This is a genomic window from Pelagerythrobacter sp., from assembly GCF_041912895.1.
Classification (GTDB): Bacteria; Pseudomonadota; Alphaproteobacteria; order Sphingomonadales; family Sphingomonadaceae; genus Pelagerythrobacter.
On the sequence record NZ_JAYSGI010000001.1, the window covers coordinates 215,677 to 236,042 of the forward strand.

Consider the following 20,366-nt stretch of genomic DNA (forward strand, 5'->3'; position numbering starts at 1 on the left):
TTCTGGATGTACATCGTCGGCTTCCTGCTGGTGCTGGGGCCGCTGATCACGATCCACGAGTTCGGCCATTATCTGGTCGGGCGGCTGTTCGGCGTGCAGGCGGAGGCGTTCTCGATCGGCTTCGGCAAGGAAATCGCCGGGTGGACCGACCGCCGCGGCACGCGCTGGAAGCTGTCCGCGCTGCCGCTGGGGGGCTATGTCCAGTTCAAGGGCGACATGAACCCGGCGAGCATTCCGGACACCGAAAAGCTCGCGGCCATCCCGGCGGAAGAGCGCGCCGGATCCTTCCATTTCAAGCCTTTGTGGCAGCGCGCGCTGATCGTGTTCGCGGGGCCGGCGACCAATGTGATCGTCGCGCTGGCGATCTTCGCGGGCTTCGCGATGGTGTTCGGCAAGGCGGAGCCGGTGGGGCCGGTCGAGCCAACGGTCGTCGCGCGGTTCGCCGACGAATCGGCGGCGCGCGACGCGGGAGTGCGGATCGGCGACGACATCGTCGCGATCGACGGCGAAACGACCGAATCGTTCGCCGACATCCTCCACGCGGTGACGCTCTACCCCGACAAGCGCGTGACGCTGACCATCGATCGCGACGGCAGCCGGCTGGCGGTCCCGGTGACGATCGCGAGCACGATCGAGGAGGATTCGTTCGGCAACCGCTCGAAGATCGGGCGGCTCGGCATCTATTCCGGAGTGCAGGAATATCGCTCCGTCCCGGTCGGGCCGGGCGAAGCGGCGGTGCTGGCGGTCGACCAGTCGATCGGCGTAACCAGGATGATGGTCACCGGCATCGTGCAGATCGTGACCGGGCAGCGCTCGGTCGCGGAACTGGGCGGCCCGATCAAGATCGCCAAGTATTCGGGCGAGCAGTTCAGCCTCGGGGCCGAACGCTTCGTATGGTTCGTCGCGCTGATTTCGCTTAATTTGGCATTCATCAACCTGTTGCCAATTCCGGCCCTCGACGGGGGGCATCTGGCTTTCTACGCGGCGGAGGCTGTCCGTCGCAAGCCGGTGGGCCCGCGCGGTCAGGAAATCGCGTTTCGTACCGGGATCGCTCTGGTGCTCGCGCTGATGGTGCTCGTCACGATAAACGATCTCGTCTCGCTGCCGATCTTTGGCGGCTGACGGGTCCGGGGAGCGATAGAGCGCGGGGGACTGGTTCCTTCCTTTGCTTGATCGGGGGCACGGCATCGGGCAAGGGCGGCTTTTCGCCGCCGGGGCCCGATCGATTGGGCTATCTACGGGTGGCCCGAATGTGCGTTTTGTAAGAATTGGACGGGATCGACTTGGCGATGATTGAACGCGAAAAAGCCGCCGGCGCATTCGGCAGGACCGGCGCACGCTTCGCGATTGTGCTGCTCGGCGGCACGATGCTGGCCGGCGTTCCCGCTCCGCTGATGGCGCAGGTCGGACCGGCACCCGAAGGTTCGCTGCCGACGCCCGAGCAGCCCGCGCCGGATCCGACGCAACAGCCGATACCGGCGTCGCAGCCGGAGCCGACGGAACAACCGACGCCGCAGCCGGCACCGATCCCGCAATCCGCCCCGGCCACCACGCCCGCGGCGCAGCCGACGAGCGCGCAGACGGCGCCCGCTCCGGCTCCGCAGGGCCAGACGATTCGCACGATCTCGGTCGTGGGCGCGCAGCGGCTCGAGCCGCAGACGATCCTCTCGTACATCCAGATGCGCCCGGGCGACATCTATTCGCAGGCGCTGGCCGACCAGGCGCTGAAGGATCTCGCCGCGACGGAACTGTTTTCGGATTTCCGCATCCGTAACGAAAGCGGCAACGTGGTGATCGAGGTGACCGAGAACCCGGTCATCAACCGGATCATCCTCGAAGGCAACGACCGGATCAAGAACGACAAGATTCTGCCCGAGATCAGGCTGTCACCGCGCCAGATCTTCACCCGGTCGAAAGTCCGCGCCGACACCGCGCGCATCATCGAGCTCTACAAGCGCCAGGGCCGCTTCGCCGCCACGGTCGAGCCGCAGACGGTCGAGCTGAGCCAGAACCGCGTCGACGTCGTGTTCGAGATCACCGAAGGTCCGAAGTCGAAGGTGCGGCAGATCAACATCCTCGGCAACGAGGAATTCGACGACGGCGATCTCAAGAGCGAGATGGTCACCAAGGAAGCGCGCTTCTTCCGCTTCTTCAGCTCGAACACCAGCTACGACCCAGACCGGCTGGCGTTCGACCAGCAGAAGCTACGCCAGTTCTACCTCACCGAAGGCTACGCCGATTTCCGCGTGGTTTCGGCTGTCGCCGAGCTGACCCCCGACAAGCGCGACTTCATCATCACGTACGTCGTCGAGGAAGGCGAGCGCTACAAGTTCGGCAATGTCACGGTCGACAGCCAGATCCGCGACTTCGACAGCGACCGGATGACGCAGAACCTCGGTATCCAGGAAGGCGACTGGTACAACGCGAAGCAAGTCGAGGACACCGTCGAGCAACTGGCGGAGCTCGCCGGGACGTTCGGCTACGCCTTCGCCGATGTCGAGCCGCAGTTCGTGCGCAATCAGGACGACCTGACGATGAACGTGACCTTCGTGTTGCGCGAAGCGCCGCGGGTCTACGTCGAACAGGTCGATATCAACGGCAACACGCTGACGCAGGACAAGGTCGTGCGCCGCGAGTTTCGCGTGTCCGAAGGCGACGCGTTCAACTCGCTCCAGGTCGCCAGGTCGACCAACCGCATCAAGTCGCTCGGTTATTTCCAGGAAAACTTCGAGATTGAGCAGAAGGAGGGCAGCGCCCCCGACCGCATCATCCTCGAGGCGAACGTGCAGGAACAGCCGACCGGCGAATTGCAGCTTTCCGCCGGCTTCTCGTCGATCGAGAACTTCATCCTCGCCGGCTCGATCAGGCAGAAGAACTTCCGCGGCCGCGGCCAGACGGTCGGCGCGTCGGTGAACTATTCGCGCTATTCGCGTTCGGCCGTGCTGAGCTTCAGCGAGCCTTATCTGTTCGATCGCAACGTCTCGGTCGGCGCGGATATCTACCGCAAGGATTACAACAGCTTCAATTTCACCAACAACGATCGCAACCGTACGTTCGAACAATCGACGACGGGCTTCTCGGTCCGCGTCGGCGTGCCGCTGACCGAATACATTTCGGCGATCGGCAGCTACACGCTCAACTACGACGACGTTTCGCTCGACGAATTCTCGTACTATTCGGATATCGACGGTGATGGCATCACCGAGTGCGATCCCGTGCTCGCCGGGCGCTATCTGTGCGAGGCCGTGGGCAACCGGTTGAGCTCGATTGTCGGGCTCACCGTCGCGCTCCAGACGGTCGACAATCCCTATCGCCCGACGCGCGGCCACAATCTCTCACTGAGCACCGAGTTCGCGGGCTTGGGTGGTTCGGTGAAGTATCTGCGCTTCCGCGCCAAGGGTGCCAAGTACTGGCCGATCTTCGGCGGGTTCATCTTCTCGGTTCAGGGCGAGGGTGGCGTCATCAAGGGCCTCGAGGATCGCGGCCCCGGCGTCGACGACGTGCGCCTGACCGATCGCTTCTTCCTCGGTGAACCGCAGTTCCGTGGGTTCGACATCCGCGGCGTCGGCCCGCGCGTGCTGCGCCAGCCGATCCGCGAGGACGAGGATGGCAACCCGGTGGTCGTCACCGAACGCGATCAGGTGGGCGACGACGCGCTGGGCGGCAACGCCTATTACCTCGGCCGTGCGGAGCTCGAGATTCCCCTCGGATCGGGCGCGCGCGAACTGGGTCTGCGTCCGTCGGTCTTCCTCGACGTCGGTGCGCTGTTCAACGTCACCGCGCCGGACCTTCAGAACAGCCCGTTCCCCAACGGCATCCAGCGCCAGAGCCGCAATGGCAACGGCGATCTCCTGTTCATCGATCCGACCGATCCCACCAAGACCACGACCGATCCGACCGACGGCATGGGCAATGCCAACGATCCGGTGCTGTTCCAGGTCGCCGCACCGTTCCAGGAGGTTTTTCTGGGCGATTCCGCCAGCCCGCGCGTTTCGATCGGGATCGGCGTGAACTGGAACTCGCCGTTCGGCCCGTTCCGCATCGACTTCGCGCACGTGCTCAGGAAAGAGCCCGGTGACGACACCAAGCGCTTCACTTTCAACGTAGGAACCCAATTCTGATGAAAAAGCTTCTCCAGCCGGTGCTCGCCGCCGGACTCGTCCTCACCGCCGCTTCGGCTCCGGTGCTCGTCGCTCCGGCCGCCGCGCAGGATGCTCGCGGCGTCGGTGTCGTGAGCCTGCCCGCCGTGATCGCCAATTCGGAGGCCTTCAAGACCGCCGAGCAGCAGCGCCAGACGACCTATCAGGCGCAGATCAGCCAGGCCGAGACGCGCCGCCAGCAGATCGAGGCGCAGATCACCCCGCTGATCCAGCAGTTCAACACCGCCCGCCAGGCGGCCTCGCCCGATCAGGCCGCGCTCCAGCAGCAGGCCGCGCAGATCCAGCAGATCGAACAGTCGGGCCAGCGCGAACTTCAGACGATCCTTGCCCCGGTCTCGCTCAGCCGTGCCTATGTCACCGAGCAGATTGAGGACCGTCTCGACGAGGCGGTGCAGGCGGCTGCGACCAAGAAGAACGTTTCGCTGATCCTCGATGCCACCTCGGGTCAGGTCGTCTTCGCGGGCGCCCAGCACAACGTCACGCAGGACGTGTTGACCGAGCTCAACACGCTGCTGCCCAGCGTCCAGATCACGCCGCCGGAGGGCTGGCTCCCGCGCGAGATCCGCGAGCAGCAGGCCGCCGCACAGGCCGCGCAGTCCGCACAGCCGGCGCAACCGACGCAGCCGGCCCCTCAGCCCACCGGTCGCTGATAGACCGCGGCGGAGCAGGGCGATGAGCGAACAAAAGGATGCGTCGGCGTACGATATCCGCAAGGTGCTCGGCGCCCTGCCGCACCGCTATCCGCTGTTGCTGGTCGACCGCGTGCAGTCGATCGAGCTGGGCGAGAAGATCCACGCGGTGAAGGCGGTGACCTTCAACGAGGATTTCTTCCAGGGGCATTTTCCGGGCGCACCAATCATGCCTGGCGTCCTGCAAGTGGAAGCGATGGCGCAAGCCGCGGCGATCCTCGGCATCGAGACGCTCGAACTCGCGGGCACAGGCAAGCTGGTCTATTTCATGGGCATCGAGAACGCCAAGTTCCGTGCGCCCGTGACACCCGGCTGCCTGCTCGACCTGCGTGTCGAGTTCCTCCAGAAACGCAGCCGGGTCTACAAGTTCAAGGGCACGGCGAGCGTCGAGGGCAAGACCACGAGCGAAGCCGAGTTCACCGCGATGATCGCCGACCCGCCGAGCGACTGAGACAACGCCTTGCCAATCGCGGCGCATTTGCCTAAGGGCGCGCCTTTCCCGCCAACAGCTGGACCGGTCGGAACCGTTCCGAAGCTATGGAGATCATGAGCCATGAAGGCCGAAACGCATCCCGACTATCACACCATCACCGTCAAGATGACCGATGGCACCGAATTCCAGACCCGCTCGACCTGGGGCGGCGAGGGCGACACGCTGACGCTCGACATCGACCCGACCAGCCACCCGGCCTGGACCGGCGGCAAGCAGCAGATCCAGGAAGGCGGTCGCGTCGCCCAGTTCAACAAGCGTTTCGGCGGCCTCAGCCTCAAGAAGAGCTGAGAACCGGAAAATTGTCGCGGCCATCGCCGCGCACGAAGGGCGGTCCGCATGGGCCGCCCTTTCGCTTTGCGAAATCGATGCGACTGATAAGGTGGCCCCGTTCCAAGGGGGTGACCGATGTCGGCATGGCTTTTTCTCGCAGGCGCCATCGTGCTGGAAGTGACCGGCACGTTTCTGCTCAAGTTATCGAACGGGTTCGACGACTGGCGCTGGGGCACGCTCTCGATCCTGTGCTATTCGGCGTGCTTCTGGTTTCTCGCTCCCGCGATGAAGGTACTCCCGGTCGGCGTGGTCTATGCGATCTGGGCAGGTGTCGGCATCGTCGCGGCATCCGCGATCGGCATCTTCGCTTTCGACGAGAAGCTGGGGGCACTGCAATACGTGTTCGTCGTGATGATCCTGATCGGGGCGGTAGGCCTGAACCTCACCACGCAGCACTGATCGCGGGCAGGGGCGGCGGGGCTTAGCCCCAGGGCCTTTCGCGATACCACTTGGTGATCACGTACTTCATTCCCTTACGCACTTTCATGCCGTGATGGAGCGTGTTCGGATTGACCCGCCCGTCGGAGCGGCGGTTGTTCCAGCATAGCAGCTTGCCCGGTTCGGGCTGGAAGGTTTTGCCAGCCGCCTTGAACCGGGTCGCGCCGCCGGCTTCGACCGCGTTGAGGTAGACCATGAAGGTCCAGGTGCGCTGGCCGGCGACCGAACAATACGTGGCGAAATCGGCGCCGTCGGGCGCGAAATAGTCGGTGTGCGGCTTGAACTCCTGCCCCGGCGCGTAGCGCTGGCCCTGGAGCGGTTCGCCGTGCGCCGGGTCGATGCCCGAGAGGTCGGCCAGCATGGTTTCCAGCGCGCGCACCGCCGGGTCGTTCGGGGCGAGGTCGCAGGTCTCGCTGGTGCGGAAATAGCTGTCGCCGTTGTCGTCGGCGATGGTCGACGGGCGCCGCTCGGCGTCGATCAGCGCGATCAGTTCGGCACACAGCGCGCCCGGCACGAAATCCCTCAGCTGGAAGAGTTCGAGCCCGGGGTTGGGGATTCGCTGGAGTCCGGCGCGCGCGAGGAGCCGATCGGAACTGGATTCGCCGGGCGTCGTCATGGCGCGAGGATAGGCCGCCGGATCGTGCGGGCAAGCGCGAAAGAATATTGCGTATGCCGACCCGGAACACAGTTTTCGCTTCCCAAACATGGGCGCCTGTGCAACAGGGCCGCGCCCCTGCCACTCGCGGCTTGACCGCGCGGCGCAGGGGCCTATCAGCCCCGCCTACACGGCAGGCCCGATCCGGGCCGGGGTATGTGGCGATCGTAGCTCAGTTGGTTAGAGCGCCGGTTTGTGGTACCGGAGGTCGGGGGTTCGAGACCCCTCGATCGCCCCATTTTCCCCCGAATTTCGCCGTTGTTTTGACAGCGGAGCGCTTTCCGACATGACGGCTTTCTGGACCGAACCGGATTACGACGAGCACGAACTGGTGCAACTCGTGCATGATCGCCCATCGGGGCTGACGGCCATCATCGCGCTGCATTCCACCCATCTCGGCCCGGCCGCGGGCGGCACCCGGTTCTGGCACTATGCCGATCCGAAGGACGCGATGCGCGACGTGCTGCGCCTCAGCCGCGGGATGAGCTACAAGAACGCCATGGCCGGCCTGCCGATGGGCGGGGGCAAGGCGGTGATCCTCGCGGGGAGCGACAAGGCCAAGACGCCGCAGATGCTCGCCGCTTTCGGCGATGCGGTCGGCGCGCTCGGCGGGCGCTATGTCACTGCCGAGGATGTCGGGATCGGCGAAGCGGACATGGTCGCGGTCTCGCAGCGCACCGAATACGTCTCCGGCCTGCCGGTCGCGGGGGAAGATGCGGCGGGCGGCGACCCGGGTCCGTTCACCGCGATGGGCATCTATCACGGGATCAAGGCCGCGGTCCGGCACAAGCTCGGCAAGGATTCGGTCGCCGGCGTCCACGTCGCGATCCAGGGAACGGGCAGCGTCGGCGGCGGCGTCGCGCGCCTGCTGGCGAAGGACGGCGCGAAGCTGACCTTGTCGGACATCAACGGCGACCGGGCCGAAGCGCTCGCCGACGAACTCGGCGCGCAGACCGCCGCGCCCGACGCGGTGATGAGCGTATCGTGCGACGTGTTCAGCCCCAATGCGCTCGGCGCGATCCTCGACGACGAGGGGATTGCCCGGCTCGACGCGCCGATCGTCGCGGGCGGAGCGAACAACCAGCTCGCACGCGCGCATCACGGCAAGCTGCTGGCCGAACGCGGCATCCTCTACGCGCCCGACTACGTCATCAACGCCGGCGGGATCATCAGCGTGACGCTGGAATATCTCGCCCGCCGCGACGGCACGTCATGCGACATCAACGAAGTGCGCAAGCGCATCGCCCTGATCCCCGGCAGGCTGGAGGAAATCTGGCGCGAGAGCGACACCAGCGGCGTCCCGGCCGACGTCGTGGCCGACCGCATGGCGCAAAAGCTGATCGGCCGCTGACGCGAAACCTTGCGAGTGGGGCCGCGCCCTGCCATTGCGGCGGCGGACGGATTTCATCGATGCACGGCCTTGCCAATCCCAAGCGGTTCCTGACGCTCGCGCGCTGGATGACGCCGCTCCTGCTGACGAGCGGTCTCGCGCTCGCGGCGGGCGCGTTGGCCTGGGGCCTGTTCGTCGTTCCGCCCGATCGGCTGATGGGCGAGACGGTTCGGATCATCTTTCTCCACGTCCCCGCCGCCTGGCTCGGCATGGGTGGTTGGACGGCGATCGCCGTGGCCAGCGCGGTCTATCTCGTCTGGCGCCATCCGCTGGCCGATCTCGCCGCGCGCGCAGCCGCGGTGCCGGGCATGATCTTCACCGCGATCTGCCTCGCCACCGGCTCCATCTGGGGCAGGCCGACCTGGGGCACGTGGTGGGTGTGGGACGGGCGGCTCACCTCGATGCTGGTGCTGCTGTTCCTCTATTTCGGCTACATCGCGCTGGCGCAGGCGGTGGCGCGCGAGGGTGGGTCGAGCCGTATTCCGGCGATCTTCGGCCTGATCGGCGCGATCAACATCCCGATCATCAACCGCTCGGTGGTGTGGTGGAACTCGCTGCACCAGCCGGCCAGCATCACGCTGGGCGAAAGCTCGATCGACGCCGCGTTCCTCGCGCCGCTGCTGGTCGCGGTGGTCGGCTTCTCGCTGATCTTCGGCGGCGTGGTGCTGGCGCGGATGCGGGCGCTGCTCGGCGATATCCAGGCCGAAGCGCGCTTGCGGCGCAAGGCGGGCGAGGCGGCATGATGCGCGAGGCGCTCGACCAGTGGGATTTCGTGATCGCGGCCTACGCGATCGGTGTGCTGGCGACGCTGGCGCTCGTCGCCTGGGCGTGGTTCGACATGAAGCGCGCCGAGCGCCGCCGCGACGAGGCGCGCCGCCGGTGAACGCGCTCAAGCCCCGGATGAAGGCAAAGCACCAGCGGCTCGTGCTGGTGGTGATCGCGCTGGTGGCGCTGATCGGCGCGGGGCTGCTCGCGGCGTGGGCGCTGCGCAGCCAGGCGAGCTACTTCTACGTGCCCGAGCAGATGACGTCCGATCCGCCCGAGGCGGGCCGCGCGGTGCGGCTCGGCGGCATGGTCGAGCAAGGCTCGGTCGAGACGCTGGAGGACGGGGTGACGATCGCCTTCGTGGTCGGCGACGGTAAGGCGCGCGTGCCGGTGCGCTTCGCCGGGATCCTGCCCGACCTGTTCGTCGAAGGATCGGGCGTGGTCGCCGAAGGGCGGCTGGGCGCGGACGGCATGTTCATCGCCGACAACCTTCTCGCCAAGCACGACGAGAACTACATCCCGCGCGAGCTGCAGGAAATGAGCGAGCACCAGAAGCGCGAAGTCGTGGCCGAAACGGGCGGCAGCGTGTGATCGCCGAACTCGGCCTCGCCGCACTGTGGCTCTCGGCTGCGCTCGCGGCTTTGCAGCTTTATGCAGGGGCCATGGCGCTGCGCCCGGCGGGCGCGCCGCTGGCCGCGCTGGTGCGCCCCGCGGCAATCGCGCAGGGGCTGATCTGTACGTTCGCCTTCGGCATGCTGCTGTGGCTGTTCGCGACGACCGACCTGTCGGTGAAGCTCGTCGCCAGCAATTCGCACTCGGCCAAGCCGATGATCTACAAGCTCTCGGGCGCCTGGGGGAACCACGAAGGCTCGATGCTGCTGTGGGTCACGGTGATGAGCCTGTCCGGCGCGCTCATCGCGCTGATCGAGCGGCGCCTGCCGGAGCGCACGATGATGGCCACACTCGCCGCGCAGGCCTTCGTCGGGCTCGGCTTCTACGCCTTCCTGATCCTCAGTTCGAACCCGTTCGAGCGCCTGTCGCAGCCTGCGATCGAGGGGCTGGGGCTGAACCCGCTGTTGCAGGATATCGGCCTCGCGTTCCATCCGCCCACGCTCTACTTCGGCTATGTCGGCCTGTCGGTCGCGTTCAGCTTCGCCGTCGGGGCGCTGCTGACGCGGCAGGTGACGCCCGAGTTCGCGCGCGTGATGCGCCCGTGGGTGCTCGGCGCGTGGCTGTTCCTCACGCTTGGCATCACCGCAGGGTCGTACTGGGCCTATTACGAGCTCGGCTGGGGCGGCTGGTGGTTCTGGGATCCGGTCGAGAACGCCAGCCTGATGCCGTGGCTCGCCGCCACCGCGCTGCTTCATTCGGCCAGCGTCCTCGCCGCGCGCGACGCGTTGCGTGCGTGGACGATCATGCTCGGCGTGGTCGCCTTCTCGATGAGCATGGTGGGTACGTTTCTCGTGCGTTCGGGCATCCTCACCAGCGTCCATGCCTTCGCGGTCGACCCGGAACGCGGCAGCTTCATCCTCGGACTGCTGGCGCTCTACATCGGCGGCGCGCTGGCGCTGTTCGCCCTGCGCGCGGGCTCGGTCGCGGAAGGCAAACGGTTCGCGCTGACGAGCCGCGAAGGCGCGCTGGTGTTCAACAACGTGATGCTGAGCGCGATCCTCGGCATCGTGCTGCTCGGCACGCTCTATCCGCTGCTGACCGAGGCGTTCGACGTGCGCGTCTCGGTCGGGCCGCCCTATTTCAACCCGGTCGGCGCGATCTTCACCATTCCCATGCTGCTGGTGATGGCCGTCGGGCCGCTGCTGCGCTGGCGGCGCGATTCGCTGGCGCGGGTCCAGAAGCCGCTGGTGCTGATCGGCGTGGCGATCCTCGCGGCTGCGGTGGCGGGGCTCGCACTGGGCGGAATGAGCGTGCTCGCGTTCTGCGGCCTAGCGATCTCGCTCGGGCTCGCGATCGCCGCGTTCCTGCCGCTGCGCGGACGGCGCCTGACGCGCGTGCCGCTCGCGACCTGGGGTATGGTCGTGGCGCACTTTGGCATCGCCGTGTCGCTCTTCGGCATGGCGAGCGAGACGGCGTTCTCCGAGGAAAAACTGGCCGCCGTGGCAGCCGGCGATGTGACGCAGGTCGGCCCGTGGGAGGTGACGCTGGCGGGGATCAGGCCGACCGCCGGGCCGAACTGGACCGCGATTGAAGGCCACCTGCTCGCCAGTTATGCGGGCGCCGAACCGATCGAGCTCGATCCGCAGTCGCGCAATTTCTGGGCGCCGGCGCAGGAAACCACCGAGAGCGCGCTGGCGACCCGCTGGAACGGCCAGCTCTATGCCGTGGTCGGCAACGAGGCCGGGCCGGGGCCGAACGGGACGCGCTGGCAGCTGCGGCTGTGGTGGAAGCCGTTCGTGACCTTCATCTGGTACGGCGGAATGCTGATCGCGCTGGGCGGCGCGCTGGCCCTCGTCGGGCGCGTGCTGGCCGACCTCAAGCGCCGCACGGTGCTGGCGCGCGCGGCCGAGCGGCGGGCGGAGACGGTGTGATGCGCTGGTGGTGGATCCCCTTGATGCTGTTCGCGCTGTTCCTCGGCGTCGCGGCCTATCAGCTGACCCAGCCGAAGGACGAATTCATCCCCAGCACGATGATCGGCAAGCCGCTGCCGGAATTCGCGCTGCGCCCGGCCGTGGAAGGTATGCCCGGCGCCGCCGCTACGGATTTCCGCGACGGCACGCCGCGCCTGCTCAATATCTGGGCGAGCTGGTGCCTGCCGTGCATCGCCGAAGCGCCGCAGCTCGAACGCCTGCGCGAGGAAGGTGCGGACATCGTCGGCATCGCGATCCGCGACCGGCCAAAGGACGTCGCCGCGTTCCTCGCGCGTCATGGGAATCCTTATTCGGCGATCGGCGCGGACGACCTGTCCGAAGTCCAGCTCGCGATCGGCTCCTCGGGGGTGCCCGAGACCTTCGTGATCGATGGCGAAGGACGGATAACCTACCAGCACATCGGCGACATCCGCGCGGAGCACGTCCCCGTGCTGCTCGCGGAATTGCGAAAGGCGAGCGAATGAGGTTGCCGCTCGCCTTCGTGCTCGGCTGCGCGCTGGCCACGCTCGCGGCTCCGTCAGCCGCGCAGGACGCCATGCCGCCCGCGCCCTATGCCTATCGCCAGCTCGACGATCCGGCGCAGGAGGCCGCGGCGCAGGCGCTGATGGAGACGCTGCGCTGCCTCAAGTGCCAGAGCCAGTCGATCGCCGACAGCGACGCGCCGATGGCCGGCGACATGCGCCATCAGGTGCGCACGCGCATCGCGGCAGGCGAACAGCCCGAGACGATCCGCGCCTGGCTGGTCGAACGCTACGGCGATTACGTCAGCTACGCGCCGGTCGTCAGCGAAAGGACATGGCCGCTGTTCGCCGTCCCGCTGCTCCTGCTGCTGGCCGCAGGCGCGATCCTGTGGCGCCGGCTGCGGAGGGTGCGATGAGCTGGCTTCCCGCGATCCTGCTCGCCGCCGCGGTGTTCGCGGTCGCCGCGTTCGCGCTCAGGTTGCCGCGCGCGGGCTGGCCCGCGTTCGGCGCGGCGCTGCTGTTCGGCCTCGCGGGCTACGCGTTTCAGGGCCGTCCCGATTTGCCCGCCGCGCCCCGGAGCGCCGCCCCCCAGGCGAGCGAATCCGGTGCCGCGATGATCGAGGCGCGGCGCGAGCTGTTCGACGCGGCGATCCCGGCGAGCAATTTCGTGATCGTGGCCGACGGGTTCGCGCGCCGCGGGCAATATGCCGACGCGGCGCAGATTCTCGGAGGCGAGGTGGCCGAGAACCCGCGCAACGCCGAAGCCTGGGTCGCGCTCGGCAACGCGCTGGTCGAACATGCCGAGGGTAACCTCACGCCCGCCGCGATCTACGCCTATGCTCAGGGCGAAGAGGCCGCGCCCGGCCACCCGGCGGCGCCCTATTTCCTCGGCATCGCGCTGCTGCGCGCCGGGCGGCCGCAGGATACCAGCGCGATCTGGCGGCAGACGATCGATGCCGCGCCCGAAGATGCCGAATGGGTCGAACCGATGCGGCAGCGGCTCGAGCGGCTCGATGCGCTGATCGAAGCCATGTCCCGGCAATAGGCACCTTTCGGCACGTGTTGCAGGCGCGAAGGCGGAGTGCTAAGCGCCGCCGCCTTTGCAACAGGTCGCACCGAGGCAGCACCGGATGACGACGGGAACGCCGACTCCATGAACGATACGCCCGTACAGGCTGGCGATGCGGTTCCCGAAGGAGCTGCGCCGCGCGCGCACGTCGCTTCGTCGTCGAAGGCGGCGCTCGCCGTGGGCGCGGTCGGCATCGTGTTCGGCGATATCGGCACCAGCCCGATCTACGCCTTCCGTGAAACATTCGTCGGCCCGCACCCGCTCGCGCTCGACACGCTGCATGTGCTGGGTGTGCTCAGCCTGATCTTCTGGGCGATGACGATCATCGTCTCGCTGCAATACGTCACCATCCTGATGCGCGCCGACAACAAGGGGCAGGGCGGCACGCTCGCCCTCGTCGCGCTGATTTCCAGCCATATCGGCCGGATCGGCTACGGCTGGGTCGCGGTGATGCTCGGCGTGTTCGCCACCGCGCTGTTCTACGGCGACAGCATGATCACGCCCGCGATCTCGGTGCTGTCCGCGGTCGAGGGCCTGACGACGGTGGAGGAGGATCTCGCGCCGCTCGTCATCCCGATCGCGTTGGTCCTGCTGATCGGGCTGTTCCTGCTCCAGCGGCGCGGCACGGCGCGGATCGGCAAGCTGTTCGCGCCGATCATGATCACTTATTTCAGCGTGCTCGCGGTGCTCGGCCTGATCCAGATCGTGCAGAACCCCGGCGTGCTGGTGGCGCTGAACCCGTGGTACGCGGTGCAGTTCTTCATGACCGACAAGCTGCTCGGCTTCCTCGCGCTCGGTTCGGTCGTCCTCGCGGTGACGGGGGCCGAGGCGCTCTATGCCGACATGGGCCATTTCGGGCGCGGGCCGCTGCGGATCGGCTGGTTCGGTTTCGTCATGCCGTGCCTGCTGCTCAACTATTTCGGGCAGGCCGCGATGATCATCGGCATGGCGCCCGCCGCCGCGGCCGAGGCGATCCATAATCCGTTCTTCCTGATGGCACCGGAAGACTACCGCCTGCCGCTGGTGCTGCTGGCGACCTGCGCCACCTTCATCGCCAGCCAGGCGGTGATTACCGGGGCCTTTTCGGTCACGCATCAGGCGATCCAGCTCGGCTACGTGCCGCGCCTGTCGATCCTGCACACCAGCGAGACCGAGCATGGCCAGATCTACATCCCGTTCGTGAACTGGGTGCTGATGATCGCAGTGATCCTGCTGGTGCTGACGTTCCAGAACTCGTCGAACCTCGCGAGCGCCTACGGCATCGCGGTGACCGGTGCGATGCTGATCGACACGTGCCTGATGGCGGTGCTGTTCATCGGCGTGTGGAAGTGGAAGATGTGGGTCGTGATCCCGGCGGCGGCGGTGTTCTTCATCGTCGACGGCGCGTTCTTCGGGGCGAACCTGTCCAAGGTGCCCGACGGCGGCTGGTTCCCGCTGCTGGTGGGCGCGATCGCCTTCACCTTCCTCACCACCTGGGCGCGCGGGCGCAAGCTGATGCGCGACCGGATGAGCGAAGTCGCACTGCCGATCGAGATCTTCGCGAAATCGGCCAAGAACAGCGCGACCCGCGTGCCGGGCACGGCGATCTTCATGGCCTCGAGCACGGCCGGCGTCCCCTCTGCGTTGCTGCACAACATCAAGCACAACAAGGTGCTGCACGAGCGCGTGGTGATCCTGACGGTCCAGATCGCCGAGGAACCCTACGTCGATGCCGAAAACCGCATGGAATTCCACGACATGGGCGAGGGCTTCTATCGCATGGTGCTGCACTACGGCTTCATGGAGGAAACCGACGTGCCCGCCGCGCTGCGCCGGGTGGAGCGGTGCGGCGGCGCGTTCGACATGATGCAGACGAGCTTCTTCCTCAGCCGGCAGACGCTGCTGCCCTCGAAGAACCCGAGCATGATGATCTGGCGCGAGAAGCTGTTTTCCTGGATGCTGCGCAACGCGGCGACGGCGATGGAATTCTTCCGCCTTCCGACCAACCGCGTGGTGGAACTCGGCAGCCAAGTGGAGATCTAGCCGTTAGGCCGTGGGCGGCGGAGTCTTTTCCTCTTCGTCCAAGCCTTCGACGCCGAGCCCGTGCCGCAGCAGCATCGGGATCTGGGTGAAGGTGAACAGGAAGCTGAGCGGCAGGAACACCCACAGCTTGGCCCACAGCCAGCTCTCGAACGACAGCGTGGCGCGCAAGGCTTCGTTCAGCGCGGCGAGCGCGAAGAAGAACAGGCCCCAGTTGCGCGACAGCTTGAGCCAGCCCTGCTGGTCCAGCCCCTCGAACGCGGCGCCAAGCAGGATTTCCAGCAGCGCCTTGCCGCGCATCCAGCCGATCAGCAGCGCGGTGCCGAATAGCAAGTAGATCACTGTCGGCTTGATCTGGATGAAGCTCTCGTCACGCAGCCAGATGGTCAGCGCGCCGAAGCCGACGATCAGCGCGGTGGAAAGCCAGAGCATCGGCGACACGCGGCCGAATTTCCATTTCGAGAACGCCAGAGCAACGACGGCGGCGACCATGAACGCGATTGTCCCGCGGATCACTGCCGCGATCTCGCCCAGCGGGCTCGATTCTTCGGGCGAGTAGAACTTGTAGACCCCGAGGAATACGAGCAGCGGCCCGTAATCGACGAGGATGTTGAGCCAGCCGGATTTCTGCTTCGCTTCGGCCATCACGCCACTCCAGCAATCACGCGTGCGACGAGGTCGGGATCGAACGGGCGCAAGTCGTCGATCTTCTCGCCGACGCCAATCGCGTGGATCGGCAGGCCGTACTGCTCGGCCGCGGCGACCAGCACGCCGCCGCGCGCGGTCCCGTCGAGCTTGGTCATTATCAGGCCCGTCACCCCGGCAACCTCCTTGAAAACGTCGATCTGATTGAGCGCATTCTGCCCGTTGGTGGCGTCGAGCACCAGCACCACGTCGTGCGGCGCTTCGGGGTTCAGCTTGCCGAGAACCTTTCGGATCTTGGCCAGCTCGTCCATCAGTTCGCGCTTGTTCTGCAGCCGCCCGGCGGTATCGACCACCAGCGCGTCGATGCCCTGCGCGGTCGCCGCCTTGACCCCGTCGAACACGATCGAGGCCGGGTCGCCGCCTTCGGGCCCGCGCACGATCGGCGCGCCGATCCGCTCCGCCCAGGTGGCGAGCTGGCCGATCGCGGCGGCGCGGAAGGTGTCGCCCGCCGCCAGCATCACGCCGTAGTCGTCCTCCTGGAACCAGTGCGCCAGCTTGGCGATCGTGGTCGTCTTGCCGCTGCCGTTCACCCCGATCACCAGGATCACCTGCGGGCGGGGGAAGGCGACCACCTCCAGCGGCTTGGCCACGGGGCGCAGGATCGCGGCGATTTCTTCGGCGACGGCTTCCTTCAGCTCGCGCTCGGAAATCTCGAGGCCGAAGCGCTTTTCTGCCAGCCGCTTGCGGATACGCGCGGCGGCGGAAGGGCCGAGGTCGGACAGGATCAGCGCATCCTCGACATCGTCGAGCGTGGCGTCGTCCAGCTTCGATGTTCCGACCGCGCCGGCCAGGTTGGTCGAGAGGCGTTCGGATGTCTTGCGGAAGCCGCCGAACAGCCGCTCGCCCCAGCTCGTCTCGCTCATGAGAGCAGGCCTTTCTCGTGCCGTGTGGGAATGATGCTCAGGATCGCGCCGCGCGGGGCGCCGGGCGGAACCGCCACGCGCGCGAAAGCCGGGCCATAACCGGTGCCGTCGCTTTCGGCGAGTACGCTCTGCTTCGTGCCGATCAGCGCGCCGAGCCATGCATCACGCCGCTCGGCGACCACGCCGCGCAATTCCGCCGCGCGCGCCTTCACCGCCTCGCGCGCGACTTGCGGCATCCGCGCGGCCGGCGTGCCGGGGCGCGGCGAGTAGGGAAAGACATGCCCGTGAACGATATCGAGTTCGCGCACGATCGAGAGGTTGTCGGCGTGATGCGCCGCGCTTTCGGTGGGGAATCCGGCGATCAGGTCGGCACCGATGGCGATCTCGGGCCGCGCCGCCTTCAGCCGCGCGACCAGCTCGACCGCGTCGCCGCGCGAATGGCGGCGCTTCATCCGCTTGAGGATCAGGTCGTTCCCATGCTGGAGCGAGAGGTGGAGGTGCGGCATCACGCGCGGCTCGTACGCGAGAAGCTCGAACAGCAGCGGATCTATTTCGATCCCGTCGAGCGAGGACATGCGCAGCCGGGGGAGGGCGGGAAACGCGTCGAGGATCGCGCGCACCAGTTCCCCCAGCGGCGGCTTTCCGGGCAGGTCGTGACCCCACGAGGTGACGTCGACCCCCGTGAGAACCACTTCGGAGGCGTTGTGTGCCATGTCGCGCTCGACCTCGGCCAGCACTTGCTCAATCGTCAGCGACCGGCTCGGACCGCGTCCCTGCGGGATCACGCAGAAGGTGCAGGCGTGGTCGCAGCCGTTCTGCACCGCGATGAACGCGCGGGTGCGCGATGCTGGCGCGGGCGGGGCGCTTTCGGGCGCGTTCCAGGCGCGCGGGTCGAGCTTGCGGGTGTTGGCGACCAGCCCATCCACCTCGGGCATGGCGGCGATTGTGTCGCGTTCGATCTCGGCCGCGCAGCCGGTGACGAGCAGCCGCGCATCGGGCCGCGCGCGGCGCGCCTTGCGGATCGCCTGCCGCGTGGTCCGCACCGCCTCCGCCGTGACGGCGCAGCTGTTGACCACCACGACGTCGCGCTCGCCCGCCAGCATGGCGCGAATACGCTCGCTCTCGGCGATGTTCAGGCGGCAGCCGAGCGAGATCACCTCCGCGCTCACGCGAAGTGGCTCCATTCGAAGCTGCCGCGATAGGCTTCGGCTGCTGGGCCGGTCATGCGGATGCGCCCGTCCTGCCCCCAGGCGATCGTCAGCACGCCGCCGGGCAGGCGGACTTCGACCTCGCGCTCCACGAGCCCGCGCCCGATCGCGGCGACGGCGGTGGCGCAGGCCCCGGTGCCGCAGGCGCGCGTCAGCCCCGCGCCGCGTTCCCACACCCGCAGGCGGATGCGGCGCGGGCTCTCGACGGTGGCGACGTTGACGTTGACGAGCTCGGGGAACAGCGGATCGCGCTCGATCTCCGGCCCCAGCGTTTCCAGCGGCACCGCGTCGCAATCCTCGACGAAGAACACCACGTGCGGATTGCCGACGTTGACCGCCACCGGGTTCTCCAGCGGCTCCCAGCCGACCGGCATCGCGGCGGTGTCCATCGCGTAGGCGAGCGGGATTTCGTCCCACCCGAAGCGCGGCACGCCCATGTCCACACTCGCGCCGTCGTCCGCCGGTTCGACGCTTATCGTGCCGCCCGCCGTCTCGACGGTGGCCGGCGCGCCGTGCAGCAGAGCGACTGCGCGCGAGGCGTTGCCGCAGGCTTCCACCTCGCCGCCGTCCGAATTGAAGATCCGCATCCGGAAATCGGCGGCGGAGGAAGGCTCGAGCACGATTACCTGATCGCAGCCGATGCCGGTGCGGCGGTCCGCCAGCCGCGCCGCGACCGCCGGCGTCATCTGCGGCAGCGCCTCGACGCGCGCATCGAGTACGACGAAGTCGTTGCCGAGGCCGTGCATCTTGGTGAAATGAACCTGCATCGCGGCGCATCTATGCATCGCGTGCGGGCGCGTCCAGTGTCAGCCGCCGCGGGCAGCCCGCAGGGGATCGACCGGTTCGGACGTTTCGGCCACCGGCGTGGCAAGCCGTCCGAGAGCCCGCAGCCGCTTGCGGACCTGCTCGATCGTTTCGGGGCGGCCGTAGATATAGCCCTGGCCCTTGAGGCGGCCGAGATCGCGCAGGCTGGCGAGGATCGCGTGGTCCTCGATCCCTTCGGCGGTGATCGGCATGCCGAGCCCCTCGCCCAGCGAGACGATCGCGTCGACGATCTTCGATCCGTCGCCGCCCTGTCCCAGCTCCGCCACGAAGCTGCGGTCTATCTTGATCCGGTCGAACGGCAGCGAGCGCAATTGCGCGAGGCTCGAATAGCCGGTGCCGAAGTCGTCGAGGCTGATCTTGATTCCCTGATTCCGCAGGCTGACGATCATCGAGCGCACCATCTCGATATTCTCGTGCAGGCAGCTTTCGGTGATCTCGATCTCGAACCGCTGCGGCGGGAAATTGTGCGCCACCAGCAGCTTGAGCAGGCGCTGCGCGAACCACGGATCGTTGAGCTGGATCGGCGATATGTTGACCGAGAGCGTCAGCGACGGATCCCATCCGCGGGCATCGTCGAGCGCGCGCGCGATCAACTGCTCCGATAATGCAGCAATCGTGCCGATATCCTCGGCGATCGGAATGAACACTTCTGGCGAAACTTGGCCGAGCCGAGGGGAATTCCATCGCGCCAGCATCTCGAAGCCGGTGAGCTCGCCGCTCTCGAGATCGATCTGCTGCTCGTAGTATGGCACGAATTCGCCGTTCGCGAGCCCCGCACGAATGCCCGCTTCGAGCGATCCGCGAAAGCGCAGCTCGTCCTCCATCTGCGCTTCGAACCAGTAGTAGCGGTTCTTTCCGCGCTTCTTGGCATGATACATCGCGATGTCGGCGCGGCGCATCAGCGCGTGCGCGTCGGCCGCGCCGGCGGGGTCTTCGCCCAGGTTCGAGGTTACGCCGACCGACACCGTGATCTCAGCGCTCCCGCCCGCGATGTCGATCGATCGGGCGACGCGCGCGATGATCCGCTGCACGAGCCCGTCGAGCAGGTCGGGGCTCGCTGCATCGCTGGCCACGACGCAGACGAACTCGTCGCCGCCCAGCCGCGCCACGAGCGCGCCCGGCGGAACGGCCGAGCCGATCCGCTCGGCGGTTTGCTGCAGAACGCTGTCGCCCGCCGCATGGCCGTTGAGGTCGTTCACCTGCTTGAAGTTGTCGAGGTCGATCATGATCACCGCGACCGCCTCGCCGCGTTCCGCGCACGATGCGATCAGCTCGTCGATCGCCGGCGGCAGACTGCGGCGGTTGAGGCACCCGGTCAGCGGATCGGTTTCGGCGAGCGCGCGGGCGCTCTGCTCGGCCGCCTTGCGCTCGGCGAGCTCTCGCATCAGCTCGGAATAGCGCCGCCAGCCCAGGATGATCAGCGCGATATTGAGCAGCAGCGCGTTGACCAGCAGCATGTCGGGTGCTTCGCCCGAGCCGCTCCATGCGCGCACGATCTGCGGCAACACCGCGCCGCCCGTGCCCACGAACAGGATGATCGCCGCGATCGCGATGCCCGTCGCGACGAGGTCGTGCTCGGCCCTGTTGCCTTTTGACGATATCATCTCGTGTCGCGCCATATTTGCGGCAGCCAGGCGCCATTCGCGTCCGACTTTAATGGCCGTGCTTTTGCCAGCGGCGGATAAAGATGAAG

At 67.2% G+C, this 20,366-nt stretch carries 21 protein-coding genes and 1 tRNA gene; 16 read left to right on the top strand and 6 right to left on the bottom strand.

The genetic code is table 11. The annotated features are described in order from the left end of the window. Positions 1 to 6 precede the first annotated feature (6 nt). From rseP to ACE3QC_RS01175, 6 genes are all read left to right on the top strand, one after another. Positions 7 to 1,122: an RIP metalloprotease RseP gene (gene rseP, locus ACE3QC_RS01150; protein WP_374406609.1), complete on the top strand. Its 1,116-nt coding sequence runs from the start codon at positions 7 to 9 to the stop codon at positions 1,120 to 1,122. 167 nt (positions 1,123 to 1,289) lie between these two features. After that, positions 1,290 to 4,121, top strand: coding sequence for an outer membrane protein assembly factor BamA (gene bamA / locus ACE3QC_RS01155; RefSeq protein WP_374405250.1), 2,832 nt, complete (start codon positions 1,290 to 1,292; stop codon positions 4,119 to 4,121). Then, positions 4,121 to 4,810, top strand: coding sequence for an OmpH family outer membrane protein (locus ACE3QC_RS01160; RefSeq protein ID WP_374405251.1), 690 nt, complete (start codon positions 4,121 to 4,123; stop codon positions 4,808 to 4,810). The genes bamA and ACE3QC_RS01160 overlap by 1 nt, the downstream gene beginning before the upstream one ends. 22 nt (positions 4,811 to 4,832) lie before the next feature. Beyond that, positions 4,833 to 5,300 carry a 3-hydroxyacyl-ACP dehydratase FabZ gene (fabZ, locus tag ACE3QC_RS01165; protein WP_374405252.1) on the top strand — a complete coding sequence of 156 codons (468 nt, stop codon included), beginning with the start codon at positions 4,833 to 4,835 and terminating at the stop codon, positions 5,298 to 5,300. 102 nt (positions 5,301 to 5,402) lie between these two features. After that, a complete protein-coding gene (gene rpmE / locus ACE3QC_RS01170; RefSeq protein WP_374405253.1) occupies positions 5,403 to 5,630 on the top strand; it encodes a 50S ribosomal protein L31 in 228 nt (75 codons plus the stop codon). A 117-nt stretch (positions 5,631 to 5,747) separates the two neighbouring features. Beyond that, on the top strand, positions 5,748 to 6,071 hold the full coding sequence (locus ACE3QC_RS01175) for a multidrug efflux SMR transporter (RefSeq protein ID WP_374405254.1): 324 nt from the start codon (positions 5,748 to 5,750) through the stop codon (positions 6,069 to 6,071). Positions 6,072 to 6,093: 22 nt separating this feature from the next. Here the strand turns inward: ACE3QC_RS01175 and ACE3QC_RS01180 are convergent, their stop codons facing one another. Beyond that, the gene (locus ACE3QC_RS01180; protein WP_374405255.1) at positions 6,094 to 6,726 is read right to left on the bottom strand and encodes a prolyl hydroxylase family protein; all 633 of its coding nucleotides are present in this window, start codon (positions 6,724 to 6,726) and stop codon (positions 6,094 to 6,096) included. A 200-nt stretch (positions 6,727 to 6,926) separates the two neighbouring features. Here ACE3QC_RS01180 and ACE3QC_RS01185 point away from each other — a divergent pair. The 10 genes from ACE3QC_RS01185 to ACE3QC_RS01230 all read left to right on the top strand — a co-directional run bounded on the left by ACE3QC_RS01185 (position 6,927) and on the right by ACE3QC_RS01230 (position 15,075). Next, positions 6,927 to 7,003 (top strand) — tRNA-His (locus ACE3QC_RS01185). 48 nt (positions 7,004 to 7,051) lie between these two features. Continuing rightward, entirely contained in the window at positions 7,052 to 8,116 is a 1,065-nt protein-coding gene (locus tag ACE3QC_RS01190; RefSeq protein WP_374405256.1) for a Leu/Phe/Val dehydrogenase, read from the top strand. 59 nt (positions 8,117 to 8,175) lie between these two features. Beyond that, positions 8,176 to 8,898: a heme ABC transporter permease CcmC gene (gene ccmC, locus ACE3QC_RS01195; RefSeq protein ID WP_374405258.1), complete on the top strand. Its 723-nt coding sequence runs from the start codon at positions 8,176 to 8,178 to the stop codon at positions 8,896 to 8,898. Then, entirely contained in the window at positions 8,895 to 9,038 is a 144-nt protein-coding gene (locus tag ACE3QC_RS01200) for a hypothetical protein (RefSeq protein WP_374406677.1), read from the top strand. Before ccmC ends, ACE3QC_RS01200 begins: the two co-directional genes overlap by 4 nt. A 17-nt stretch (positions 9,039 to 9,055) precedes the next feature. Then, complete coding sequence (gene ccmE, locus ACE3QC_RS01205; RefSeq protein ID WP_374406611.1) at positions 9,056 to 9,511, top strand: cytochrome c maturation protein CcmE; 456 nt, start codon at positions 9,056 to 9,058, stop codon at positions 9,509 to 9,511. Continuing rightward, on the top strand, positions 9,508 to 11,463 hold the full coding sequence (locus ACE3QC_RS01210; RefSeq protein WP_374405259.1) for a heme lyase CcmF/NrfE family subunit: 1,956 nt from the start codon (positions 9,508 to 9,510) through the stop codon (positions 11,461 to 11,463). The genes ccmE and ACE3QC_RS01210 overlap by 4 nt, the downstream gene beginning before the upstream one ends. Further along, on the top strand, positions 11,463 to 11,987 hold the full coding sequence (locus ACE3QC_RS01215) for a DsbE family thiol:disulfide interchange protein (RefSeq protein ID WP_374405260.1): 525 nt from the start codon (positions 11,463 to 11,465) through the stop codon (positions 11,985 to 11,987). Before ACE3QC_RS01210 ends, ACE3QC_RS01215 begins: the two co-directional genes overlap by 1 nt. After that, positions 11,984 to 12,400, top strand: coding sequence for a cytochrome c-type biogenesis protein (locus tag ACE3QC_RS01220; protein ID WP_374405261.1), 417 nt, complete (start codon positions 11,984 to 11,986; stop codon positions 12,398 to 12,400). The genes ACE3QC_RS01215 and ACE3QC_RS01220 overlap by 4 nt, the downstream gene beginning before the upstream one ends. After that, complete coding sequence (locus tag ACE3QC_RS01225; protein WP_374405262.1) at positions 12,397 to 13,029, top strand: cytochrome C biosynthesis protein; 633 nt, start codon at positions 12,397 to 12,399, stop codon at positions 13,027 to 13,029. Before ACE3QC_RS01220 ends, ACE3QC_RS01225 begins: the two co-directional genes overlap by 4 nt. 108 nt (positions 13,030 to 13,137) lie before the next feature. Continuing rightward, positions 13,138 to 15,075 (top strand): potassium transporter Kup, encoded by a 1,938-nt coding sequence (locus tag ACE3QC_RS01230; protein WP_374405263.1) that lies wholly within the window; start codon positions 13,138 to 13,140, stop codon positions 15,073 to 15,075. A 3-nt stretch (positions 15,076 to 15,078) separates the two neighbouring features. Here the strand turns inward: ACE3QC_RS01230 and ACE3QC_RS01235 are convergent, their stop codons facing one another. From ACE3QC_RS01235 to ACE3QC_RS01255, 5 genes are read right to left on the bottom strand one after another with little or no spacing between them, the layout of a single operon-like run. Then, entirely contained in the window at positions 15,079 to 15,717 is a 639-nt protein-coding gene (locus ACE3QC_RS01235; RefSeq protein WP_374405264.1) for an inner membrane-spanning protein YciB, read from the bottom strand. Next, complete coding sequence (gene ftsY, locus ACE3QC_RS01240; protein ID WP_374405265.1) at positions 15,717 to 16,640, bottom strand: signal recognition particle-docking protein FtsY; 924 nt, start codon at positions 16,638 to 16,640, stop codon at positions 15,717 to 15,719. The genes ACE3QC_RS01235 and ftsY overlap by 1 nt, the downstream gene beginning before the upstream one ends. Then, complete coding sequence (locus ACE3QC_RS01245; RefSeq protein WP_374405266.1) at positions 16,637 to 17,824, bottom strand: MiaB/RimO family radical SAM methylthiotransferase; 1,188 nt, start codon at positions 17,822 to 17,824, stop codon at positions 16,637 to 16,639. Before ACE3QC_RS01245 ends, ftsY begins: the two co-directional genes overlap by 4 nt. Beyond that, positions 17,806 to 18,615 (bottom strand): diaminopimelate epimerase, encoded by an 810-nt coding sequence (gene dapF, locus ACE3QC_RS01250; RefSeq protein WP_374405268.1) that lies wholly within the window; start codon positions 18,613 to 18,615, stop codon positions 17,806 to 17,808. The genes ACE3QC_RS01245 and dapF overlap by 19 nt, the downstream gene beginning before the upstream one ends. 39 nt (positions 18,616 to 18,654) lie before the next feature. Further along, complete coding sequence (locus ACE3QC_RS01255) at positions 18,655 to 20,277, bottom strand: putative bifunctional diguanylate cyclase/phosphodiesterase (protein WP_374405269.1); 1,623 nt, start codon at positions 20,275 to 20,277, stop codon at positions 18,655 to 18,657. Positions 20,278 to 20,366 lie beyond the last annotated feature (89 nt).

Excerpts from the sequence above, each read along its gene's own strand:
- ACE3QC_RS01160 (WP_374405251.1), top strand. The coding sequence starts at position 4,121 with ATGAAAAAGCTTCTCCAGCCGGTGCTCGCCGCCGGACTCGTCCTCACC.
- bamA (WP_374405250.1), top strand. The coding sequence starts at position 1,290 with ATGATTGAACGCGAAAAAGCCGCCGGCGCATTCGGCAGGACCGGCGCA.
- ACE3QC_RS01235 (WP_374405264.1), bottom strand. The coding sequence starts at position 15,717 with ATGGCCGAAGCGAAGCAGAAATCCGGCTGGCTCAACATCCTCGTCGAT.
- ACE3QC_RS01190 (WP_374405256.1), top strand. The coding sequence starts at position 7,052 with ATGACGGCTTTCTGGACCGAACCGGATTACGACGAGCACGAACTGGTG.
- ACE3QC_RS01220 (WP_374405261.1), top strand. The coding sequence starts at position 11,984 with ATGAGGTTGCCGCTCGCCTTCGTGCTCGGCTGCGCGCTGGCCACGCTC.
- ACE3QC_RS01180 (WP_374405255.1), bottom strand. The coding sequence starts at position 6,726 with ATGACGACGCCCGGCGAATCCAGTTCCGATCGGCTCCTCGCGCGCGCC.
- ACE3QC_RS01200 (WP_374406677.1), top strand. The coding sequence starts at position 8,895 with ATGATGCGCGAGGCGCTCGACCAGTGGGATTTCGTGATCGCGGCCTAC.
- ACE3QC_RS01230 (WP_374405263.1), top strand. The coding sequence starts at position 13,138 with ATGAACGATACGCCCGTACAGGCTGGCGATGCGGTTCCCGAAGGAGCT.
- ACE3QC_RS01215 (WP_374405260.1), top strand. The coding sequence starts at position 11,463 with ATGCGCTGGTGGTGGATCCCCTTGATGCTGTTCGCGCTGTTCCTCGGC.
- ACE3QC_RS01225 (WP_374405262.1), top strand. The coding sequence starts at position 12,397 with ATGAGCTGGCTTCCCGCGATCCTGCTCGCCGCCGCGGTGTTCGCGGTC.
- rseP (WP_374406609.1), top strand. The coding sequence starts at position 7 with ATGTACATCGTCGGCTTCCTGCTGGTGCTGGGGCCGCTGATCACGATC.
- dapF (WP_374405268.1), bottom strand. The coding sequence starts at position 18,615 with ATGCAGGTTCATTTCACCAAGATGCACGGCCTCGGCAACGACTTCGTC.
- ACE3QC_RS01175 (WP_374405254.1), top strand. The coding sequence starts at position 5,748 with ATGTCGGCATGGCTTTTTCTCGCAGGCGCCATCGTGCTGGAAGTGACC.
- ACE3QC_RS01255 (WP_374405269.1), bottom strand. The coding sequence starts at position 20,277 with ATGATATCGTCAAAAGGCAACAGGGCCGAGCACGACCTCGTCGCGACG.
- ACE3QC_RS01245 (WP_374405266.1), bottom strand. The coding sequence starts at position 17,824 with ATGGAGCCACTTCGCGTGAGCGCGGAGGTGATCTCGCTCGGCTGCCGC.
- fabZ (WP_374405252.1), top strand. The coding sequence starts at position 4,833 with ATGAGCGAACAAAAGGATGCGTCGGCGTACGATATCCGCAAGGTGCTC.
- ccmE (WP_374406611.1), top strand. The coding sequence starts at position 9,056 with ATGAAGGCAAAGCACCAGCGGCTCGTGCTGGTGGTGATCGCGCTGGTG.
- ftsY (WP_374405265.1), bottom strand. The coding sequence starts at position 16,640 with ATGAGCGAGACGAGCTGGGGCGAGCGGCTGTTCGGCGGCTTCCGCAAG.
- rpmE (WP_374405253.1), top strand. The coding sequence starts at position 5,403 with ATGAAGGCCGAAACGCATCCCGACTATCACACCATCACCGTCAAGATG.
- ccmC (WP_374405258.1), top strand. The coding sequence starts at position 8,176 with ATGCACGGCCTTGCCAATCCCAAGCGGTTCCTGACGCTCGCGCGCTGG.